Origin of the sequence: Paenibacillus sp. MDMC362 (assembly GCF_003269305.1) — a bacterium.
In the GTDB taxonomy this organism is placed as follows: Bacteria; Bacillota; Bacilli; order Paenibacillales; family Paenibacillaceae; genus Paenibacillus_AQ.
In genome coordinates this window covers 140,435-160,240 of record NZ_QLYT01000006.1, presented here as the reverse complement: position 1 = coordinate 160,240, position 19,806 = coordinate 140,435, and the positions used below count along the sequence as shown (strand labels likewise).

19 protein-coding genes are annotated in these 19,806 nt (G+C 50.3%); 11 read left to right on the top strand and 8 right to left on the bottom strand.

The window, feature by feature from the left end; genetic code table 11:
• Positions 1-271: 271 nt before the first annotated feature.
• The 3 genes from DP091_RS01890 to DP091_RS01880 form a co-directional block, all read right to left on the bottom strand.
• Positions 272-799 (bottom strand): GNAT family N-acetyltransferase, encoded by a 528-nt coding sequence (locus DP091_RS01890; protein ID WP_113056821.1) that lies wholly within the window; start codon positions 797-799, stop codon positions 272-274.
• 120 nt (positions 800-919) lie between these two features.
• A complete protein-coding gene (locus DP091_RS01885) occupies positions 920-2,758 on the bottom strand; it encodes a UbiD family decarboxylase (RefSeq protein WP_113056820.1) in 1,839 nt (612 codons plus the stop codon).
• Between the two features lie 126 nt (positions 2,759-2,884).
• A complete protein-coding gene (locus DP091_RS01880) occupies positions 2,885-3,442 on the bottom strand; it encodes a hypothetical protein (RefSeq protein ID WP_113056819.1) in 558 nt (185 codons plus the stop codon).
• 168 nt (positions 3,443-3,610) lie between these two features.
• Here DP091_RS01880 and DP091_RS01875 point away from each other — a divergent pair, with 168 nt between their 5' ends.
• Both DP091_RS01875 and DP091_RS01870 read left to right on the top strand, forming a co-directional pair.
• Positions 3,611-4,213, top strand: coding sequence for a TetR/AcrR family transcriptional regulator (locus DP091_RS01875; RefSeq protein ID WP_113056818.1), 603 nt, complete (start codon positions 3,611-3,613; stop codon positions 4,211-4,213).
• Positions 4,214-4,333: 120 nt separating this feature from the next.
• Complete coding sequence (locus tag DP091_RS01870) at positions 4,334-4,546, top strand: bacteriocin immunity protein (RefSeq protein WP_113056817.1); 213 nt, start codon at positions 4,334-4,336, stop codon at positions 4,544-4,546.
• 136 nt (positions 4,547-4,682) lie between these two features.
• Here the strand turns inward: DP091_RS01870 and DP091_RS01865 are convergent, their stop codons facing one another.
• The 5 genes from DP091_RS01865 to DP091_RS01845 all read right to left on the bottom strand — a co-directional run bounded on the left by DP091_RS01865 (position 4,683) and on the right by DP091_RS01845 (position 7,185).
• Positions 4,683-4,961, bottom strand: coding sequence for a YxcD family protein (locus DP091_RS01865; RefSeq protein WP_113056816.1), 279 nt, complete (start codon positions 4,959-4,961; stop codon positions 4,683-4,685).
• A gap of 3 nt (positions 4,962-4,964) precedes the next feature.
• Positions 4,965-5,405: a hypothetical protein gene (locus DP091_RS01860; RefSeq protein WP_113056815.1), complete on the bottom strand. Its 441-nt coding sequence runs from the start codon at positions 5,403-5,405 to the stop codon at positions 4,965-4,967.
• A gap of 56 nt (positions 5,406-5,461) precedes the next feature.
• The gene (locus tag DP091_RS01855; RefSeq protein ID WP_113056814.1) at positions 5,462-6,040 is read right to left on the bottom strand and encodes a PadR family transcriptional regulator; all 579 of its coding nucleotides are present in this window, start codon (positions 6,038-6,040) and stop codon (positions 5,462-5,464) included.
• A 204-nt stretch (positions 6,041-6,244) separates the two neighbouring features.
• Entirely contained in the window at positions 6,245-6,814 is a 570-nt protein-coding gene (locus DP091_RS01850; protein WP_071218255.1) for a beta-class carbonic anhydrase, read from the bottom strand.
• Positions 6,815-6,855: 41 nt separating this feature from the next.
• Positions 6,856-7,185, bottom strand: coding sequence for an iron-sulfur cluster biosynthesis family protein (locus tag DP091_RS01845; RefSeq protein WP_113056813.1), 330 nt, complete (start codon positions 7,183-7,185; stop codon positions 6,856-6,858).
• Positions 7,186-7,312: 127 nt separating this feature from the next.
• Here DP091_RS01845 and DP091_RS01840 point away from each other — a divergent pair, with 127 nt between their 5' ends.
• The 9 genes from DP091_RS01840 to mutL all read left to right on the top strand — a co-directional run bounded on the left by DP091_RS01840 (position 7,313) and on the right by mutL (position 19,795).
• Positions 7,313-8,830, top strand: coding sequence for a carboxypeptidase M32 (locus DP091_RS01840; protein ID WP_113056812.1), 1,518 nt, complete (start codon positions 7,313-7,315; stop codon positions 8,828-8,830).
• Positions 8,831-9,094: 264 nt separating this feature from the next.
• Entirely contained in the window at positions 9,095-10,099 is a 1,005-nt protein-coding gene (locus DP091_RS01835; protein WP_113056811.1) for an ABC transporter substrate-binding protein, read from the top strand.
• Between the two features lie 41 nt (positions 10,100-10,140).
• A complete protein-coding gene (locus tag DP091_RS01830; protein ID WP_113056810.1) occupies positions 10,141-10,914 on the top strand; it encodes an ABC transporter ATP-binding protein in 774 nt (257 codons plus the stop codon).
• 5 nt (positions 10,915-10,919) lie between these two features.
• On the top strand, positions 10,920-11,753 hold the full coding sequence (locus DP091_RS01825; protein ID WP_113056809.1) for an ABC transporter permease: 834 nt from the start codon (positions 10,920-10,922) through the stop codon (positions 11,751-11,753).
• Positions 11,754-11,893: 140 nt separating this feature from the next.
• A complete protein-coding gene (locus DP091_RS01820; RefSeq protein WP_113056808.1) occupies positions 11,894-12,874 on the top strand; it encodes an aromatic acid exporter family protein in 981 nt (326 codons plus the stop codon).
• A 128-nt stretch (positions 12,875-13,002) separates the two neighbouring features.
• The gene (locus DP091_RS01815; protein WP_071218248.1) at positions 13,003-13,569 is read left to right on the top strand and encodes an outer spore coat protein CotE; all 567 of its coding nucleotides are present in this window, start codon (positions 13,003-13,005) and stop codon (positions 13,567-13,569) included.
• A gap of 107 nt (positions 13,570-13,676) precedes the next feature.
• Positions 13,677-14,933 carry a putative amidoligase domain-containing protein gene (locus tag DP091_RS01810; RefSeq protein ID WP_113056807.1) on the top strand — a complete coding sequence of 419 codons (1,257 nt, stop codon included), beginning with the start codon at positions 13,677-13,679 and terminating at the stop codon, positions 14,931-14,933.
• Between the two features lie 59 nt (positions 14,934-14,992).
• Positions 14,993-17,761 carry a DNA mismatch repair protein MutS gene (gene mutS, locus DP091_RS01805; RefSeq protein WP_113056806.1) on the top strand — a complete coding sequence of 923 codons (2,769 nt, stop codon included), beginning with the start codon at positions 14,993-14,995 and terminating at the stop codon, positions 17,759-17,761.
• A gap of 36 nt (positions 17,762-17,797) precedes the next feature.
• Positions 17,798-19,795 (top strand): DNA mismatch repair endonuclease MutL, encoded by a 1,998-nt coding sequence (gene mutL, locus DP091_RS01800; RefSeq protein ID WP_113056805.1) that lies wholly within the window; start codon positions 17,798-17,800, stop codon positions 19,793-19,795.
• Positions 19,796-19,806: the final 11 nt, after the last annotated feature.

Below are 19,806 nucleotides of genomic sequence, written 5' to 3'. Positions count from 1 at the left end.
TACCACATGCGCTGTGCATCAAACAAGTGTGTCAAACCTATCTTCCCATCATAGTGGAAGCGAAGCGGCATTGGGTTACGATTCTATGAAGATGAATTATCAGAATTGATACCCGGGGAGGGGATCGAGTACGATTGGAAGCTTGGTTGGTGGCGTGCTGCTGATGGTTTTATGTATTATTTTGTAAACAAGCCGTTTCTTCTGGATGCCGAGTAATCTTCGGCTGAGTAAAACTTCGGCGGTTTATGCACAATCTCTAACGCAAATGGAGCTAGTCCTTTAATAATGAGTACACCCGCGTGTCGTGCGCCACGCCATTTTGATAAATATATTGGCGAAGAACACCTTCCGCTTCAAAACCGAGTTTGGCCAGGAGGGCGTGGGAAGCCTGGTTCTCCATAAAAACAACGGCACCGATGCGCGTCAGACCGAGCTCCTGAAAACCATATGCGATAATGGAGGAGGCGGCTTCGCTTGCATAACCTTGCCCCCAGAATTCAGGATGTAATTCATATCCGATCTCGGCTCTCTTATGCCGCGGGGACCATGCGTTATACCCAATCGTGCCGATGAGACCCTGGGCATCTTTCCTTTCGATGCCCCATCGAATACCGCGTTTCTCCTTGTAGTTGTTAGTGAAGAGATCAACGAATTGGAGAGCCTGATCGATGGTGGTCAGTGTGTCTTGTCCGTAATAGCGAGTCACGTCATCATTCGAGAAGCAATGGTAGATAGCCCCGGCATCCTGATGCTGGATCTCCCGCAGCCTTAATCGTTGGGTCTCTAGTATTGGAAACATGTTTTTCCTCCCAAGTAGAAAATAAAATATTATATACCAACGGGCTGGCCTTAAAAGGACCAGCCCGTTTATATTGCTTTCATTTTAATGTTCGTAGTCCGCTTTAGGATTGCCCAGCACTTACCGTATCGGAATACGACTTAAACTGCCTCCGTCCGCAAATAAACGCTTGATGCTGCGTTCGACCTCTTCATCCGGCATTAATGGCGGGGCCTGATGCGGTTTCGTACGGGCATCGATAATGACCGTATCACAGCCCCAATGCTTGTGTTCATAGCGGCTGTTCACACCGTGAATGTCATGGGAAGGATTACTGCGCGTAAAGGTTGCCCATAGAAAATTATTCACTGTCGCACTCATGAATTCACTGTCATCGCACAGAATGATCATCGGACAAGACGGGAGCGAACCTCGCTCGCGGATTGCATCGCTTAGGATCGCCATTTCCTGCTCCACTTCGGCATAACTGGTAAAAGGGACTCCCTGGATCGCAACAATGCCGGGCATGATCCATTTTGCTGGCGAGTATCCGGGGAGATCCTTTAAGGCTTCAGGCACCTCATGGCACAAATCCCTTTTTTTATCCCCGACCGCAGCGAATACGACCTTGCTGCCGGTGTTGAGTCCGGTCCCGGAATAATCGAGTGTATCGATCGTGGTATTGGTCTGAAAATGGATGTCCCGCTGCAGATCGATGCGTTCCAATATATAGGTCAAGAAGTCCTCGATGCGATGTGTACTTAACGGCTCCTTCTCTTCCGCCGCGATGAACAAATATTTGGCCAAGCTTAATTGGCCCGTGCCCAGTATCCGGTTGGAGATGGTGAGAAGCTCAGCCGGCTGTTTTACTTGTTGATAAGGGGTATATCGTTCGCTGCCGATGGCAAAAAGCAAGGGGTGTACCCCTGCAGCATCCACCGCATGCACCTCTTTGACACCCGGGATTTCTTGCCGGATGGCCCCTCCGGTCAGCTCATGAATCAGTTCGCCGAAGGACGTATCTTCCTGCGGCGGTCTTCCGACGACCGTAAACGGATAGATTGCCTGCTGTTTGGCGTAAACCTTGTGCACGCGCATGACGGGAAACGGATGGACCAGGCTGTAATAGCCCAGATGATCGCCAAAAGGTCCCTCGGGCTTGGTTTCGCCGGGGTGGATTTCGCCTGTAATGACGAAATCCGCGTCATGGCTAATGCAATAGCCGTCAACATAGCTGTATCGGAAATGGCGTCCGGACAGCAAGCCGGCAAAGGTTAGCTCGCTCATGCCTTCCGGCAGCGGCATAACCGCAGATATCGTATGGGCAGGAGGGCCCCCGATGAAACAGCTTACTTTAAGCGGCTGCCCCAATTTATTAGCTTTTGCTTGATGGATGCCGATGCCCCGGTGGATCTGATAATGGATGCCGACTTCCTTGTTCATTTCATAATCGTTGCCTGTGAGCTGGACCCGGTACATGCCCAGATTGGAATTCATGACGCCCGGCTTCTCAGGATCTTCCGAATAGACTTGAGGCAGCGTGACAAAAGCACCGCCATCGTCCTTCCAGTGTTTAATTAGCGGCATATCAGAAATTTGGATTTCCTGAAACCCAGGTGGCAGAGCCCCCGTTTTTTTGATAGGTAACGCGGTTTTAGCTGCTAATCCTGTCCCGATATATTTGAACGGATTTTTGAGCGCCTTCATCGGATCGTTGCGCAGCGCAATGACGTCTTGCGTGGATGCAAAGGTTTCCCGAAAAATGAATTTACTGCGCTCGATCGTGCCGAACAGGTTGGAGACCGCGCGGAACTTTGAACCCTTCACATTTTCAAACAGCAGCGCCGGGCCGCCTGCGGCATAGACCTTCATATGTATGGCTGCCATTTCCAAATGAGGATCAACCTCTTCATGTATACGAACCAAATGCCCATGTTTCTCCAGATCCATAATGCATTCTTCCAAATTATGATATTTCATTGCATAGCTCCAATCGAAGATAGTGAACTTATTCTACTATTATCGACAATCTCGGTGCACAGGTCAATGACACCCGATATAGATTAAAAGAATGGAAACGGACCCTGACAGAGTGCGGGGCGGGATTCATGCCCGTTGTTCTCCTCCCCCATAATGATCGACAGCAAAGCTGAACAATACTTTCAGCATAAACAGGGTTCCGGTCAGTAACATGTAGGGCTGGATGTTGGACAGCAAGAACGTACCCCCTATGCCTATCGACAGGAGCAAGCCTCCTATAAAATGCTGCGATGATTTCCCGATCAGCGCATTGACGATCACAGCACCAGCGATGGTATATGCCCATATTCCCACCGCATACAGCATGTCGGTATCCAGCAATACGGCGACCAGGAGAATATGAACGTGGATTGCGATGAACACAATCCGCTGTTTTTTACGGGCTGCATAGAAATTACTGGTCGAGCGGGTGAAATTGGCGATACAGCCGCAGAAAATATCGAAAATAAGCAATAAAGCAAAGATACCTCGCCATAAAGGCAAAGAATGCAGGATATCCGGAAAAACAAGGCTTACCGCTATGGTCAGACATCCGCCGAACGCCAAGATGACAACAATCGTGCCAACGGATTGCTGTTCACCGAAAACCTCATGTAGAATCGAAGGAATCCTTATTGCTTTCATTTCATACCACCTTCATTTCTTCATAATTTTATTTAAAGTTATGTAGTAAATAAAGTGTTTCACTATAAAAAGAGTATAATGTCAAGTAGGTGAATGTCAATTGTTTTGTAGTGAAAACATTGAAACACTCCAAAACTTGGTTTATACTTCATTTGAGGTGGAGAATCCATGAACGGGTATGAACGCAGAAAGCATAAAAAAATCGAACAAATCTATGCCGTCGCTTTCCAGCTTTTTTCAAGGCACGGTTACCAAAAGGTCAGCGTTAACGAAATCGCCCAACAGGCAGGCGTGTCACCTGCAACGATATATAACTATTTTGGAACCAAAGATCAGCTTTATATGGATATGATCATGGATTGGACGGACAAGCAGTTGGCGGTGTATGAGCGCATCCTGGATTCCAGGCGCACATTTGCAGAAAAGACCCGAGAAATCATGCTGTTGGAGGCTAAAAATCTGACTTTTTTATCGGAAGAGTTTCGGAATTTCCAAACCTCCGAGGAGCGTGGCATTAGTCAGGCCATCCAGCAGTACAGCGAGGAGAAGGTGAAAAATTTTTTCATGAAGTTTGTCGCTCTAGGGAAACAAGAAGGTTATATTCATAAGGACCAAGCCGAAGAGGTTACGATGCTGTACTTCTCGATGTTCATGCATGAGCTGGGGCGACGCTGGGATTCGGATAACCGGGAAAATGTCAACGGCAGCATGGAAACCTTGATGGAGCTTTTCTTTTATGGTTTAGCCGGACAAAAACATGAAGGAAAATAGCAATGATACGAACAACTTCATGCCAAGTATCTCTATTTTTTTGAACATTCGTTTAAGCGGTGAATAAGTCTGTGAAGGAATTTATTCGGCGCTGGATCGATGACAAGAAAGGAGCCGTACATGAACGAATTAACGAAAGCGCAAATCGTTGATCTGGTGACAAGTCTGTATAACGGGGAAGGCAGCGAGGAAGAGGTGGGGGAATGGATCGAATGGCTGCAGCGGAATGTTCCCCACCCCGACATTAGCAATTTGATTTATTGGCCGGAAAAAGATCTGACACCTGAGGAAATCGTTGAAAAGGCATTGAATTATAAACCAATCGTACTATGAGCTCGTTAATAATCGTGCATTTGGTGTCTCGGCCGTACGCGAGTAGGGGATATCATATGTTCGAACTTATCTTAGGTAATCAAAAAAGCAGCCGCTTCGCATATTAGCGAAGCGGCTGCTTTATCGATTTACGGCATTATTGCTGAACGATTGCGATAATTTCGTCTTCCAGCTCAAGTCGTACTTGCTCACTGTAAGCGCGGATATTGTACTCGGAGTGCAGGTAGCGGAGAATAGCTTCGATGAGGTTAGCCTCAATCAAATATTGCGTTCTTCCACCGACCCATACTTCGGCTGTGTATCCGGTATCTTCGTCCCAGCTAAGCTCAAGCGATACATCGGTTGGTTTGACGCCTCTGCGTTCCGCCTGATGAAGGCAGACCGCATTGACGATTTCGTCCATGCTCAAAATCATGAATTAGTACCGATTGTTGTTATTATTGTTGTCGCGAGGCTCGTTTTGTTTACGACGATTCTTCACGGAGCGTACAACAGCCATAACGATCATAATCAAAGCCCAGATTGCGATCAGGTTAATGAGCAATCCCATAATTTCGCCCATGAAGCCCATGCCGGCGAACATGCTGCCGAAGAGCAAGCCGGCCAAACCACCGATCATAAGTCCTTTCATCAAGCTGCCGCCGCTGAAAAATCCTGGTTTTTTCGTGTTGCCGGCTGCCCCTGTATTGGAACGGTTGTTCGTTTGTTGAACATTATTAGTATCCTTTTTCGGAGTGCTGTTGTATGACTTGGTCCCGGATTTGAAACCTCCGCCACCTCTTCGGGCATCTGCGGAATCAGGCGTCAGCGCTACAAAGAACAGTGTAATCGCTACAAGAATCGTCAATACTTTTTTCATCGTGTTCTGTCGAACCTCCCAGTAAATTTAGAGTAATAAAGAGTAATACGGACGAGTCACGATAAGGTTTCAAAATTTGTGCGACCATGTTTTGAGGCTGTTGTGTGCTGCTGCTGTCTCAGTAATTCCAGTACCCAATCACACCATTTCAACTCGGTTTCAGCCATCATCAGTCCCTTGGTAGCGAGTACATAATTGCTGAAAGCCTTGCTTCCAATCTCGCGGGTATCCTCTGGAATGCCCTCTAAAATCTGCTCATAATAACGCTTTTTCTCCAGATAGCCGATTCTGCGGTCCTCGAAAATATCGACGGCGATGCCGATCTCCGTCAGCCACAGGCAAAAGGTTCGAAGAGAAAGTTCATCTTTGGTCACTGCAGGCGCGATCGGTTGGTACATCCATTCACGAAGTTTCTGCATGCCTTTTTCTGTAATCGCATAAATTTTCTTGTCCGGTTTATCACTTTGCTGGACCCAATGCGAGGACAATAGCTGTTTCTCCTCCATGCTGGACAGCAGGGGATAGATTTGACTGTGTTTGGCTTGCCAAAAGGGCTGTATTCGAAGCATCAAATCGTATCCTGATGATTCTCTTCTTGCTAGTAATCCTAACAAGCCGTATGACAACGTATTCATGGACATAACTCCCTTTGAAACGCATATCGTGGACGCTAAGGCGTAGATGGTCATCCGCCTATCGGTCCGGTTGATAAAAAGTGTACACTGAAACTGTATGGTTTGACAACCGGGGGAGGTGGCTTTCTCTCTGCTTTTGGCAAAATTGTGACTAAAAAAGCACAAACGCGTTCGCGTTTGTGCTTCCGTTTGACTTGGATTGATTTATTCGTTCTCGTATCCTTCTACGACTAGATCAAGGGCGCCGGTATTAGGGTCGATGACCATACCATGAACGGGAACGTTTGGAGGAAGAAGCGGGTGGTTTTTGATCAGGCTCACCGTATTTTTTACGCCGTCCGTAATATTATCGAAACCGCGAAGCCATTTGGATAACCGGATGCCGGAGTTTTCCAGCGTGGATAACACTTCATCGGATATACCGCGGTCTCTCATATGCTGGATCATATCATCGGCGTTCAAGGAAGCCATACCGCATTCGTAGTGGCCCACAACGATGACTTCTTCGGCGTGCAGTTCGTACAGTGCTACCATGACGCTTCGCATAACACTTCCGAAGGGCTGTGAAATGATGGCGCCGGCGTTTTTAATGATTTTGACATCGCCGTTTTTGAAATTCATCGCTTTAGGGAGCAGTTCAACCAATCGTGTATCCATACAAGTAATAATGACGAGTTTTTTCTCAGGAAAACGTCCTGTCAGGTAGGATTCGTACTCTTTATTCTCTACAAAGCTGCGATTATGTTCCAGTATGCTGTTAAGGTGTTTTTCCATCGATTTTCTCTCCTTTGTATTCTGTAATTTATTTGTTGTACTTACGCTCTGGCATCTAATACTTGAATATTGGTGCCGTAGTTTTGTCCGCTGCTGTCCAGCCGGAAGGAGTAAGTGGCTGGATCGGCGTCCAGCCTCATCTTCTCTTCGAAAAAAACGGCCTGCTTGCGGTTTACGATAAACGGCACCGGGCTGCCTGTCTCGACAGCGATATCTTCCGTCGTCGGCTCATCTACAATACGCAGGCTTGGGACGCCGTTGACGGCACATCCGCATCCCTCCGTGTCATAGATCAGTCTGATTGAGCCCGGCTTGTCCCCGAGCTTGTCCTTCAACTTCAGCTCGGCTTGCCGGGTGAGTTGAATGTTCACGCCTCCTGACACTCCTTTATATGTATATTGTTATTTATCCTATCTGGAAGTTGATTATATACCTTGTAAAAAGTATCATCAATAGAGTAAAGAAAAATCCTAATATAAAAAAAGAAGGTGTGCCCGAATGGCAGTACAACATTTACCACAATGGGAACAATTTGATCGATTGGTTCGCAAAATTATGAGTTATTACGAAGCTATTGGCCTACTTCATTGGGATTTACGGACGGGTGCTCCACGAAAGGGAACCGAAATCCGTTCGGAAACGATCGGGGTTTTATCTACAGAGGCATTTAAACTGCAAATATCGGAAGAGATGGGACAGCTGTTATCATTTTTTGCGGAGCCGGAGCAGGCAGAACAGCTGGATGATCGCAGACGCCGCATGATTGCGGAAGTCCGCAAGGTGTACGATCAGAGCAAATCCATCCCGCCTGAACGCTTTCAGGAGTATTCCATTCTCGCTGCCCAATCGGAGACGAAGTGGGAGGAAGCGAAGAAGAACAGCGATTTTGAAGGCTTCGAACCTTACTTAACGAAGATCGTTGCATTCAAGCAAGAATTTATTGATTATTGGGGCGTCAAAAACACCAGATACGACACACTCCTTGATATGTATGAGCCGGATTTAACGGTTGAAAAGGTGGATGCCATCTTTGACCGTCTGAAAGCGCGTCTGGTACCGCTGGTTCATGCGATCCAGAAATCGACCTTCAAGCCGAAAACGGACTTCTTGAAGCAGCTGTTCCCGAAAGAACAGCAGGAGAAATTCAGTTTGTTCCTGCTGGGGCAAATGGGCTACGACTTTGAAGCGGGACGCTTGGACGAGAGTGTGCATCCATTTGCAACGGGCTTAAACCCTGGAGACGTGCGCATTACGACCATGTATCTTCCGGACGATGTGCTAAGTGCGGTATTCAGCTCTCTGCATGAGGGCGGGCATGCCCTTTATGAGCAAAATATCGATAAAGAGCTTGCAGGAACGCCGCTCTCCGGAGGTACCTCGATGGGCATCCATGAATCTCAATCCCGATTGTGGGAAAATATGATTGGTCGGAGCCGTCCGTTCTGGCGTCGTTATTTCGCGGATCTGCAGCAGCATTTCCCAGAACAATTGAAGGACGTCGATGTCGAGGACTTCTATTTGGCCGCGAACAAGGTAGAAAACTCTCTGATTCGAATTGAGGCGGATGAGCTTACTTATAACCTGCACATCATCATTCGTTATGAGATCGAGAAGAAACTCTTTAACGAAGGTTTATCCGTGAAGGATCTGCCGGAGACCTGGAACGCGAAGTATAAAGAATACCTCGGCATTATGCCGCCAAATGACGGAATGGGCGTTCTGCAGGACGTTCACTGGTCCGGCGGTGATTTCGGATATTTCGCTTCGTATTCCCTCGGCAATATGTATGCGGCTCAGATGCTTCATACGATGCGCAAAGAACTGCCGAACCTCGACCAGCTTATCGAAGAGGGGAACCTGGCTCCGATCAAGGAATGGCTGACGGACAAGGTTTACAAGTACGGAAAGAGCGAGAAGCCGTCCGAGATCATCGTGCGCGTCACCGGAGAAGAACTGAATCCGGACTATTTGGCCGATTATCTCGAAGAGAAGTATAGAGAGATTTACAAACTTTGATCCACGTTATAAACGCAGCCCAAGTGGCTGCGTTTTTTTTTGTATTCACTCTAAGTTACACCTCTGGAGCTTCAACCCTTATCTCGCTAGAAAAGCTTCCACTAAATGTGGTCTGTCTTCCCAGAAAATACGCCAATAGACGATTTATGATGATCGATCATGCCAATTACGAGCCCCCGACATATCTATCCGACGTTTAACCTTTGGGCAGGCACATGCATATGCTGAAAAGAAACAAAGGGTCAATGGGAATGGAGGGTTACGATGAAGCGTCGAAAATGGTGGGGGCTGGCGTTAACCATGCTGCTTGTTTGCGGAGTGGCGATTGCCGGGTGCGGTGGCGGCGGATCGGCTACGAAGGTCAAGATTGGCGAAGTGACGCGCTCGATCTTCTATGCGCCGCAGTATGTCGCATTGGAAAAAGGATTTTTTAAGGAAGAGGGGCTTGATGTCGAGCTGCAGACGACCCCTGGCGGAGACAAAACGATGACGGCCCTGCTGTCGGGAGCCATCGATGTGGCACTTGTCGGCTCGGAAACTTCGATCTACGTGTATCAACAGGGCTCTGAAGATCCGGTCATTAACTTCGGACAGGTGACGCAGACAGACGGGACATTTTTGATGGCCAGGGATGGAGCGGGGGCTTTTGACTGGAACAACCTGAAGGGTAAAGTATTCCTCGGTCAGCGTAAAGGCGGAATGCCGCAGATGGCTGGCGAGTTTACCTTGAATAAAAAAGGAATCGATCCGCACGCGGACCTGGAACTGATTCAGAATATCGATTTTGCGAATATCGCCTCTGCCTATGCTTCCGGCACGGGTGAATTTGTTCAGCTCTTTGAGCCGCAGGCCTCCATCTTTGAAAAAGAAGGCCGTGGCAAAGTGGTGGCTTCCTTTGGCGTAGAAAGCGGACGACTGCCGTATACCGTATTCATGACGAAGCAGAGCTTTATCGACAAAAACGATGCCACGGTGCAGAAGTTTACGAATGCCCTGTACAAGGCGCAGCAATGGGTGGATGCAAGCAGCCCGGAAGATATCGCGGATGCGATCATGCCTTATTTTAAGGATAGCGACCGCGACATCGTAGTGTCTTCCGTTAAACGCTACAAGGAGCAGGGCAGCTATGCGACCGATCCAATCGTGGACGAGGCGGAATGGAACAATCTGCTGGACGTGATGGAGCAGGCCGGGGAGCTGAAAGAACGGGTAGCGCCTGATACGATCGTCAATAACAGTTTTGCCGAGAAAGCGAAACAAGCCAAATGATGAACTCAGCCTAATCCATAGAACGAAGGGAGAGAGCACCAATGGTACCGGTAGTTGAATTGAACGATATCGCTCACGTATATGTCACGGATCGGGAAGCCTCTCTGGCTGTGGAAGGGATTCAATTGAAGGTGGAAGCGGGGGAGTTCATCAGCCTGGTTGGGCCTAGCGGCTGCGGCAAGACGACGATTTTGTCTGTCATTGCCGGCTTGCTGCAGCCATCCAAAGGAGCGGCCTATGTGAACGGCAAACCGGTAAACGGGCCGTCGCCGGCGGTCGGGTACATGCTGCAGCAGGACTATTTATTTCCTTGGCGCACCATTTTGGATAACGCTTTGATCGGCTTGGAACTGACGGAGCGGTTGAATCCGGAAAGTCGCGGTATCGTACAGAGTTTGCTTAAGGAGATGGGTCTTGGGGACAGCGGCAACCTCTATCCCGCCCAGCTGTCAGGCGGAATGAGACAGCGGGTTGCACTTGTAAGGACCTTGGCGACGGACCCGGGCCTGCTATTGCTGGATGAGCCTTTCTCCGCACTGGATTATCAGACGAAGCTGCAGCTTGAGGATCTGATCGTGGACACCTTGAAGGAGCGCGGGAAGACCGCCATCCTGGTGACCCATGATTTGTCCGAAGCCATTGCGATGAGCGATCGGGTCATTCTTCTGAACCGCAACCCGGGAAGGGTTCACCGGATGTTTAATATTCCTGAGAACATACGTAGGGTACAGCCTTTTTATGCTCGTAAGGAACCGGGGTTCAACGAATTGTTTCATGAGATCTGGGGGGAAATGCAAACAATCGGGAAGGAGTGAAGCCTATGACATCAAGGGATGAGCCTTCTGCTTCTTCTTCGAAGGGCTGGCTCCAGGATATTTATGTAAAACACATGAAGCAGAAGAAAAGTTTACGCAGACGCGTGCTGACCGTCCAGCTTAGCTTGCTGCTGCTATTCTTTATCTGGTGGGAAGCGGCGGGCAGATTCCAATGGATAGACGTGCTGCTCTTTAGTTATCCGACCAAAATTTTTTCCAACATATGGGGGAATATGATCAGCGGCGAGTTATGGGGGCACTTGGCGATCACGGTAGGGGAGACGGTTGTCGGATTCCTGCTTGGTACGCTGGTAGGGACGCTGCTCGCCGTATTCATCTGGTGGTCACCGTTTCTTAACAAGGTTCTGGATCCCTATATGGTTGTGTTCAACAGTATGCCGAAAGTAGCGCTCGGTCCGATATTTATTGTGATGTTTGGCGCGGGTTTTACGGCTATTGTTGTCACTACGTTATCCATCACGGTCATCGTGACCACGCTTGTTGTGTACAACAGTTTTCATGAGGTGGATTCCAATCTGATCAAGGTCGTCCGGACGTTCGGCGGAACCAAGCGCCAGGTGTTTCAGCGGGTTATTTTGCCAGCTTCGTATCCGGCGATCGTATCAACGCTCAAGGTCAATGTGGGCATGGCATGGGTCGGCGTCATCGTCGGCGAATTTCTGGTCGCCAAATCGGGTCTCGGTTACTTGATTATGTACGGCTTTCAGGTATTCAATTTCACGCTTGTGCTGTCGAGTCTGCTCATTATCGCCGTTGTGGCTACAGCCATGTATCAAATGGTGGTATATATAGAAAGGAAATTGCTGACTCATCGTTAATGGGCTTGGTCTATTGCCCCCAGGCATGGTTGTTTATGGCATAAAAATAAGCTAGGATGAGAAGATACCTTATATATGTGGTCACATGAAAAAGGAAACATATATAGTCATCATCAACTCGCCTGGAGGCTCTTCATCATATGGGATTTCGTGTCATCAAAACGGCCGCGGCAAGCCTGCTTGCCATCTTAATTACAGATGCCTTGAACATACCGGGGGCAACGTCCGCCGGTCTTCTTGCTATACTTGGCGTTGACGTCACGCGAAAACGGAGTGTGCGCTCCATATCGTCCAGATTGTTCGCTTCATTGCTGGGTCTGGTGCTGGCGTGTATTCTATTTTATTTTCTCGGATTTCATTATTGGGTATTGGCTCTATACATATTGCTTGCATTCCCCGCGATTTCAAAGGCGAACTTCAAGGAAGGCATCGTAACCAGCTCGGTCGTGGTGTTTCGGGTGTTCCAGGGGGAAGAGATCGGTATGGACATTTTGCTCACCCAAATCGAACTGTTGATTATCGGTCTCGGATCGGCCATGCTTGTGAACCTGGTGTATATGCCGAACAGCGAGGGAGCGATGATGGAGATCCGCCAGAAGGTGGACGGGCTCTTCTCCGTCATTTTCCGTCACTTCTCGCTTACGCTTCGGGATCCTGAACATATATGGGACGGGAAAGAGCTGATTGAGGCCAACCGGCAGATTGAGAAAGGAATTGAGGAAGCGAAGCGGGCATCGGAGAACCAGATGATACATCCGGACGGCTCCTGGAACATCTATTTTTATATGCGGAAAGAACAGATGGAGAATATCCAGAGCATGATGCATCAAATATCCCAGGTGTACGAGCGGCTTCCTCACGGCGTGCTGACGGCGGAAATATTCGATCAATTAAGCAGGGATGTCGTTGCCGAAGGATATACGGGCAAGTCCGAAGGACTGCTGATTGAGCTGGAGGACAGGTTCAAGGAGATGGAACTGCCGACGACCCGCGAAGAATTCGAGGTCCGGTCCGCGATCCTTCAGCTATGCCATGAGCTGGAATACTATTTGAATATTTCAAAGAAGTATAAGGCGCCCACGGCAAAAAAACCGCAGAAGCGCGCGGATTCGGCCGTATAGCTCAGGGATATGCAAAAAAAAATCTGATATTTTTAGCATCATATGAATTTATTTGGACCACTTCATTCAACATTCGCCCATGTCTTGCATACACATGTATGGAATGATTGTATGGAGGAGGTTCGAAGATGTCATTGAGTCATAAACACCAATGTAGAGAAATCATCACGAAGGCGATCTGCGGCAAGGGTCGTAAATTCTCTACCGTAACACATACCGTGACTCCGCCTAATAATCCGACCAGTATTTTGGGGGCTTGGATTATAAACCATCAATACGAGGCGGTTGCCGCCGGAGACGGAATTGAAGTTATTGGTACTTACGATGTTAACATCTGGTATTCCTATGACAAAAATTCACAGACCGATGTGGCGAAAGAAACGGTATCGTATGTAGAACGCGTGCCTCTTTCCTATCTGGATCCGAAGCATCGTGCATCCACGGTGGAAGTGTCGGCTGAAGCGACACAGGAGCCGAGCTGCGTTGAGGCCAGCGTATCCTCGAATGGCACAAGTGTCATTCTGCGGGTAGAGAGAGAGTACGCGGTGGAGCTGATTGCCGAAACCAAGGTCGTTGTCAAAGTATGCAGCCATCATCATGGCGATTACGAGGACAAAGAATTCGATTACGTCCTGGGAGACGAAGTCGATGATTACGAAGACCTTGATTACGAAGGTCTGGAGGATGAACTGTAAGATAACCCTCCTGTAGGAATGATTCTAATCTTAGCATATGCAGTGAGGGCAGCTTTGCGGAGGGCGGATGCCCTCTTTTTTATTTTTTTTACAGGGGGACTAAGGAGATGGCTCAATTTAAAGAAAAACCAGCTGCTGTAAAAGAATATGTGCCATTGAAGGGAGCTGCCGTGCTTCTCGCGCAAGCGCGTCTGTCCAGATCCGGGATACCGTCCCTTCTGGGCTTGAGCTCGGTTGAGGAGAAGCATTACACGGCCAGGTACGCCGTCCAGGTTGAGCAGCTGTCCGCAGTCTCGATCCGCTCCTATCGTCTCGGCGGCAGTGAAGTAATGATTAAGCCTGACCCCGAGAACGGGAGGTATGAGGATGGCCTGCATCGGCGATTGGAGAAAGCGGCCCTGCGGTCGCTGTATACGCTGGGCGCGGATGAAGGAGAGGTTATCATCAATGCCCGGCCCGGGCGCAGATACGTAGTCGAGGACATCCGCATGAAAGCGGGCCGGATTAAAACCGTCATGAGTGCGAAGGGGGTGCCGGCGGCAGGTTTTCACCCGCGTAACGATGACAGTGAATTCCCTTTGGCTGCGCCGCTGCTCATGGGGATGGACCCCGAGTTTGTACTGATGAGGGACAACGGAGAGATTGTGTTTGCATCCGAATTTATGGAGCGCGGCGGGTCGGTCGGCAGTGACGCTGTACGTTTTCGGGGGGAGGTCATTTACCCCATTGCCGAGCTCAGGCCGTTACCGAAAGCGAATCCGAAGGCGTTAGTGATTGAAATGCATAAAGCTCTGCGTCAAGCCCAGAGCCTGATTACCGATCACTCACTAACATGGAGAGCGGGAGCTCTGCCTTATGGTGACTTTCCGCTCGGCGGCCATATTCATTTCAGCGGCGTTCCGCTCTCCCTGTCTCTTCTTCAGACGCTGGATAATTATCTGGCTCTGCCGCTGGCGCTGCTCGAAGACCCCAAGGGGCGTTTTCGCAGACCCCGTTATGGTTTCCTGGGGGATTTTCGGAGGCAGCCGTATGGCGGGTTTGAATACCGTACGCTTCCCAGCTTTCTCGTTTCGCCGCTTGTCGCGAAGATATCACTGTATGTCGCCTACCTGGCAGCTCGATACAGCGACCGTTTGCTGGCGAGGCCATTCAATACGGAGCGTTACCATCGCGCCTATTATGAAGGCGACAAGTCTGTGCTCAAAGAATGTATCGCAGGCTGGCACAGGGACTTATCATCGCTGCCGGAATATTCGGACTTTGCCCCCGAAATCGAAAGCGCGCTTGTTCACATGGAAGCGGGGCGGGCCTGGGATGAGAGCAGAGATATCAGGCCGCTGTGGAATATTCCGATCAAGTCATAATGCCTTCGGTCAATTTCTGTTATAATGGAGGTCAAGCTAGAAGGTAATGGAGGTACGTCATGGCTAAATATACGCCGATGATTGAACAATATTTGAAGGTCAAAGAACAAGCGCGCGATGCGTTTCTTTTTTTCCGCTTAGGCGATTTTTATGAAATGTTTTTTGATGATGCGATCCTTGCATCGAAGGAACTGGAGATTACGCTGACCGGCCGCGAAGGCGGCGGTGCAGAGAAAATACCGATGTGTGGAGTCCCTTATCATTCCGCGGAGGGTTATATTCAGCGGTTGATTGAGAAAGGATACAAAGTCGCCATCTGCGAACAGATGGAGGATGCTTCAGTCACCAAAGGCATGGTGCGGCGTGAAATCGTTCGGGTCGTCACCCCTGGGACCATCATGGACGGCAAGGTTGTGCACGATAAATCGAACAATTACATGGTGTGTGTCACGGAAGCGGGCGGCTTAATGTCTTTATCGGCATGCGATCTGTCAACCGGGGAGCTTTATGTGACCTCAGTACCATCTTCGGAGGAATGGCTGCGGGATGAGATTGGCCTTTATGAGCCTTCCGAGATTATTGGGGACGCAGCGCTGCTTGATATCATTTCGTCTCAGGCGCTTCCAGGCAGCCGCAACGTCGTTTATACGACATGGGATCGTAGGGAGGACGCATTGGTTCGAACCCAGTTCGGTGAACCGGCTTGGGCCCGTTTGGAAGAGGAGCGAAGAGCCTGCATATCCCTGCTAATCTCGTATTTAAGCGAGACGCAGAAGCGGTCGCTGGGACAGCTGACGCAGATTGCTTCCTATGAACCGGGCCAATACATGGTTCTGGATCCGTTCACCAGGCGCAATCTGGAGCTGGTTGAGACGGTTCGTGAGCGTTCGAAGAAAGGTTCGCTTCTGTGGCTTCTGGATCGCACGGAAACCTCGATGGGAGCCAGACTCCTGCGGCGGAGAATCGATAAACCGCTGCTGTCCCGCAGCCGGATTGAAGAGCGGCTGGAGGCTGTTGAGCATTTGTATAACCAGTACATACTGCGTGAAGATTTGCGGATGGCGCTTAAAGAGATATACGATCTGGAGCGGCTGGTCGGCCGAATTGCGTTCGGCAGCGCGAACGGAAGGGATCTGAACGCGCTTAAGCTGTCATTAAGACAAATTCCTTCCCTGAAAGAGCTGTGTGCCCAGTCTGCCTCCGAGACGCTGCGCCGGTTGGCTGCGGATACGGATATTTGCGACGATCTGTGCGAACTGATCGAGAATGCGATTGTTGACGAACCGCCGGTATCCGTGCGTGACGGAGGCATCATCAAGCCGGGTTATCACGAGCGGCTGGATGAGTTTCGTGAAGCGAGCACCAGCGGCAAACGCTGGATCGCCGAGCTGGAAGCCAAGGAACGCGCGGCTACGGGGATCAAGTCGCTGAAGATCGGTTATAACAAGGTGTTCGGCTATTATATCGAGGTGACGAAGTCTAATCTATCGTCCCTGCCGGAAGGCCGGTACGAACGCAAACAGACGCTGGCGAACGCGGAGCGCTATGTCACGCCCGAGCTGAAGGAGAAGGAAGGATTGATCCTTGAGGCGCAGGAGAAGATGGTGGATATGGAATACGCTCTCTTTACCGAGCTCAGGGACAAGCTGAATACCCAAGTGAGCCGGCTCCAAAAGCTCGCGGAGCGCATTGCCGAGATTGACGTCTATCAATCCCTGGCCGCGGTCAGCGCGGAATACCGGTTCGTGAAGCCGGAGCTGAGCGAAGGGTATGATTATATCGTTGAAGGCGGCCGTCATCCTGTCGTGGAAGCCGTCATGAAGGATTCATCGTTTATCGCGAACGGGACGGATTTACGCAAGGACGGCTCCTCGATCCTGCTGATTACCGGTCCGAATATGGCTGGAAAAAGCACGTACATGCGCCAGGTTGCCTTGTTATCGATTTTGGCCCAGATGGGCTGCTTTGTTCCGGCAGAGCGCGCGGTTATCCCGCTGGTGGACCGTATCTTTACCCGTATCGGAGCCGCAGACGATCTGATCGGCGGCCAGAGCACTTTCATGGTGGAAATGGCGGATATTCAGGTCATGACGGAAAAAGCAACGCCCCGCAGCCTGATTATTATCGACGAGCTGGGACGCGGTACTTCAACGAGTGAAGGCATGGCGATCGCGCAAGCCGTGATTGAGTATGTGCATGACCATATCGGCTGTAAGGCATTGGTATCCACGCATTTCCATGAGCTCGCCCATCTTCAGGAAAGCCTTGGCGGTCTCAAAAATTATTCCATGGCGGTTCAGGAAAGCGGAGACAAAGTGCATTTCCTCCGCAAGCTGATCCCTGGCGCGGCTGACAGCAGCTACGGCATTTACTGTGCGAGATTGGCAGGTTTGCCCGGCAGCATCATTGACCGCGCCTATGGGCTCCTGCAGGGCCTGGAGATGGCCTCGCTGGCCGCGGTGGCATCGGAGCAAGGGACTGTGATGCAGCGCGAGCAGCCAACCGCCCCAGCTCCTTCCGACGAGAGACGAAGCGGATCCGAAGCTGTACATGAGGTTCGTGAAAATATGTTGTCGAATAGCGAAAGCTTGAGCGGCGCCGACCGGAAGGGCGGCGTGGTGCAGCTCTCCATTTTTGGCGAGGAGGAAGTGCCCGAATCTAGTGTTAAGCCTGGAAAGGACCAGCATTCCATAGCGCAGGAAGCTTCTCAAGATCCTGCCGTCAAGAGTCTCATTGAAGCCGTTAAAGGCGCGGACGTGATGAATATGACGCCGCTTCAGGCCATGCAGTTCCTGAATGACCTGAAGCTTCAAGCGAAGAATATGTGACTTTAGCATGGATGAAATGAAACGGAGGTAGGAACGATGGGGATTATTCGGATTTTGGACGAGCATATTGCAAACCAGATTGCTGCCGGTGAGGTGGTGGAGCGGCCTGCCTCCGTTGTGAAGGAGCTAGTCGAGAACGCCATTGATGCCGGGAGCACCAAGATTGACGTAACGGTAGAAGAAGGCGGACTGGACAGCATTCGCGTAACGGATAACGGCTCAGGCATCGATCCGGAGGATTGCGAGACGGCTTTTTACCGCCATGCGACGAGCAAAATCGCTGAAGGCCGCGATCTGTTTCAAATCACCAGCCTTGGATTCCGGGGCGAAGCCCTGCCATCCATTGCGGCCGTATCCAAGGTGCGTCTGGTTACGTCCAATGCTCAGGATGGCCGCGGACGGGTGATCGAAATCGAAGGCGGTCATCTGCGCGTGAACGAAGAAACGGCTGCACCCCGAGGAACCGATTTTCTCGTGAAGGAATTGTTCTTCAATACGCCGGCAAGGCTGAAATATATGAAAACGATCCAAACCGAGCTGGGGCACATATCCGACTATATGTATCGTCTGGCCCTTTCCCGGCCGGATATAGCCTTTACGCTCAGGCACAATGGAAACTCGCTGCTGCAGACGCTGGGCAACGGCGATGCCCTTCAGGTCATTGCGGCCATATACGGTACCCAATCGGCCAAAGCGATGCTGCCGTTTGAAGCGGAGAATATGGATTACACGTTAAGCGGATATATCAGCCGCCCGGATTATACCCGAGCCAACCGTAACGGCATGTCGCTGATCATTAATGGGAGATATATTCGGAACTACGGTTTGATGCAGGCGATTTTGAGAGGTTATCATACGCTGCTGCCAATCAACCGGTTTCCGCTCGTTGTCATGCAGCTGTCCATGCACCCCTCATTGATTGATGTGAATGTGCATCCATCCAAGCTGGAGGTGCGTTTCAGTAAAGAACAAGAGCTGGTCGCGTTGGTGGAGGAAGAAATTCGCAAGGTGCTTCAGCAGGAAATCCTTATTCCACGCCCGGCCAAACAAAATATTGGCAAAAGCGACAACGCCTATATCCAAGAACAGCTGCAATTTTCTCCTGCGCAAGGTCATGCCTCAGCGAACGGCAGCGGCAATGAGCGGGATATCGCGATCCCCGGAAGCCGCGAGCCTTCAATTGGAAGAAACCTGCCACTCAAGGCGCCGCCTGAGTCGACATGGCCTGAGGGGCAGGCCTTTACCCAGTCTGAGCCGGATCCCAAGCGCGCTTATGGGGCCGGAGCAGCTGGCACATCTGCCACCTCGCAAATGCGGGAAACGGCTGCAGCTTCTTCTTACCGCAGTGATTACCGTAGTGATTACCGCAATGAGACCCGGGGGAATGCCGGAATTCCTGCCGTAACCAAGGAGTGGCTGCAGGCAGCCTCAGGACCGGCTCCAGAGATTCCGCCATTTCCGGAGCTTACGCTAATCGGCCAGCATCACGGTACGTATCTCATAGCGCAGAATGATACCGGGCTGTACCTGATTGATCAGCATGCCGCGCATGAGCGGATTAACTACGAGTATTACTACGAACAGTTTGGCAACCCGGCAGAGGCATCCCAGGAGCTGCTGCTGCCGATTACGCTGGAATTTACGCTCTCGGAATCGGAGAAGGTGAAGGAACGGCTGCACTGGTTTGAGAAGGTTGGCGTGTATATGGAGTTTTTTGGCGGTCATACCTTCCTGGTTCGCTCCCACCCGTTCTGGTTCCCCAAGGGCGACGAGAAGGCCATTATCGAAGAGATGGCAGAATGGGTGCTGAGCGAACGCAATATCGATATCGCCAAGCTGAGAGAAACCTCGTCGATCATGTGTTCCTGCAAGGCTTCCATCAAAGCTAATCAGAAGCTGACGGAGCAGGAGGCGAAGACGTTGATTCAGCGTTTGGGCGCCTGCCGGCAGCCATACACATGTCCGCATGGACGACCGATCGTAATTTCGTTCTCAGCTTATGATTTGGAGAAAATGTTTAAGCGCGTTATGTAACAGCAAGGAGG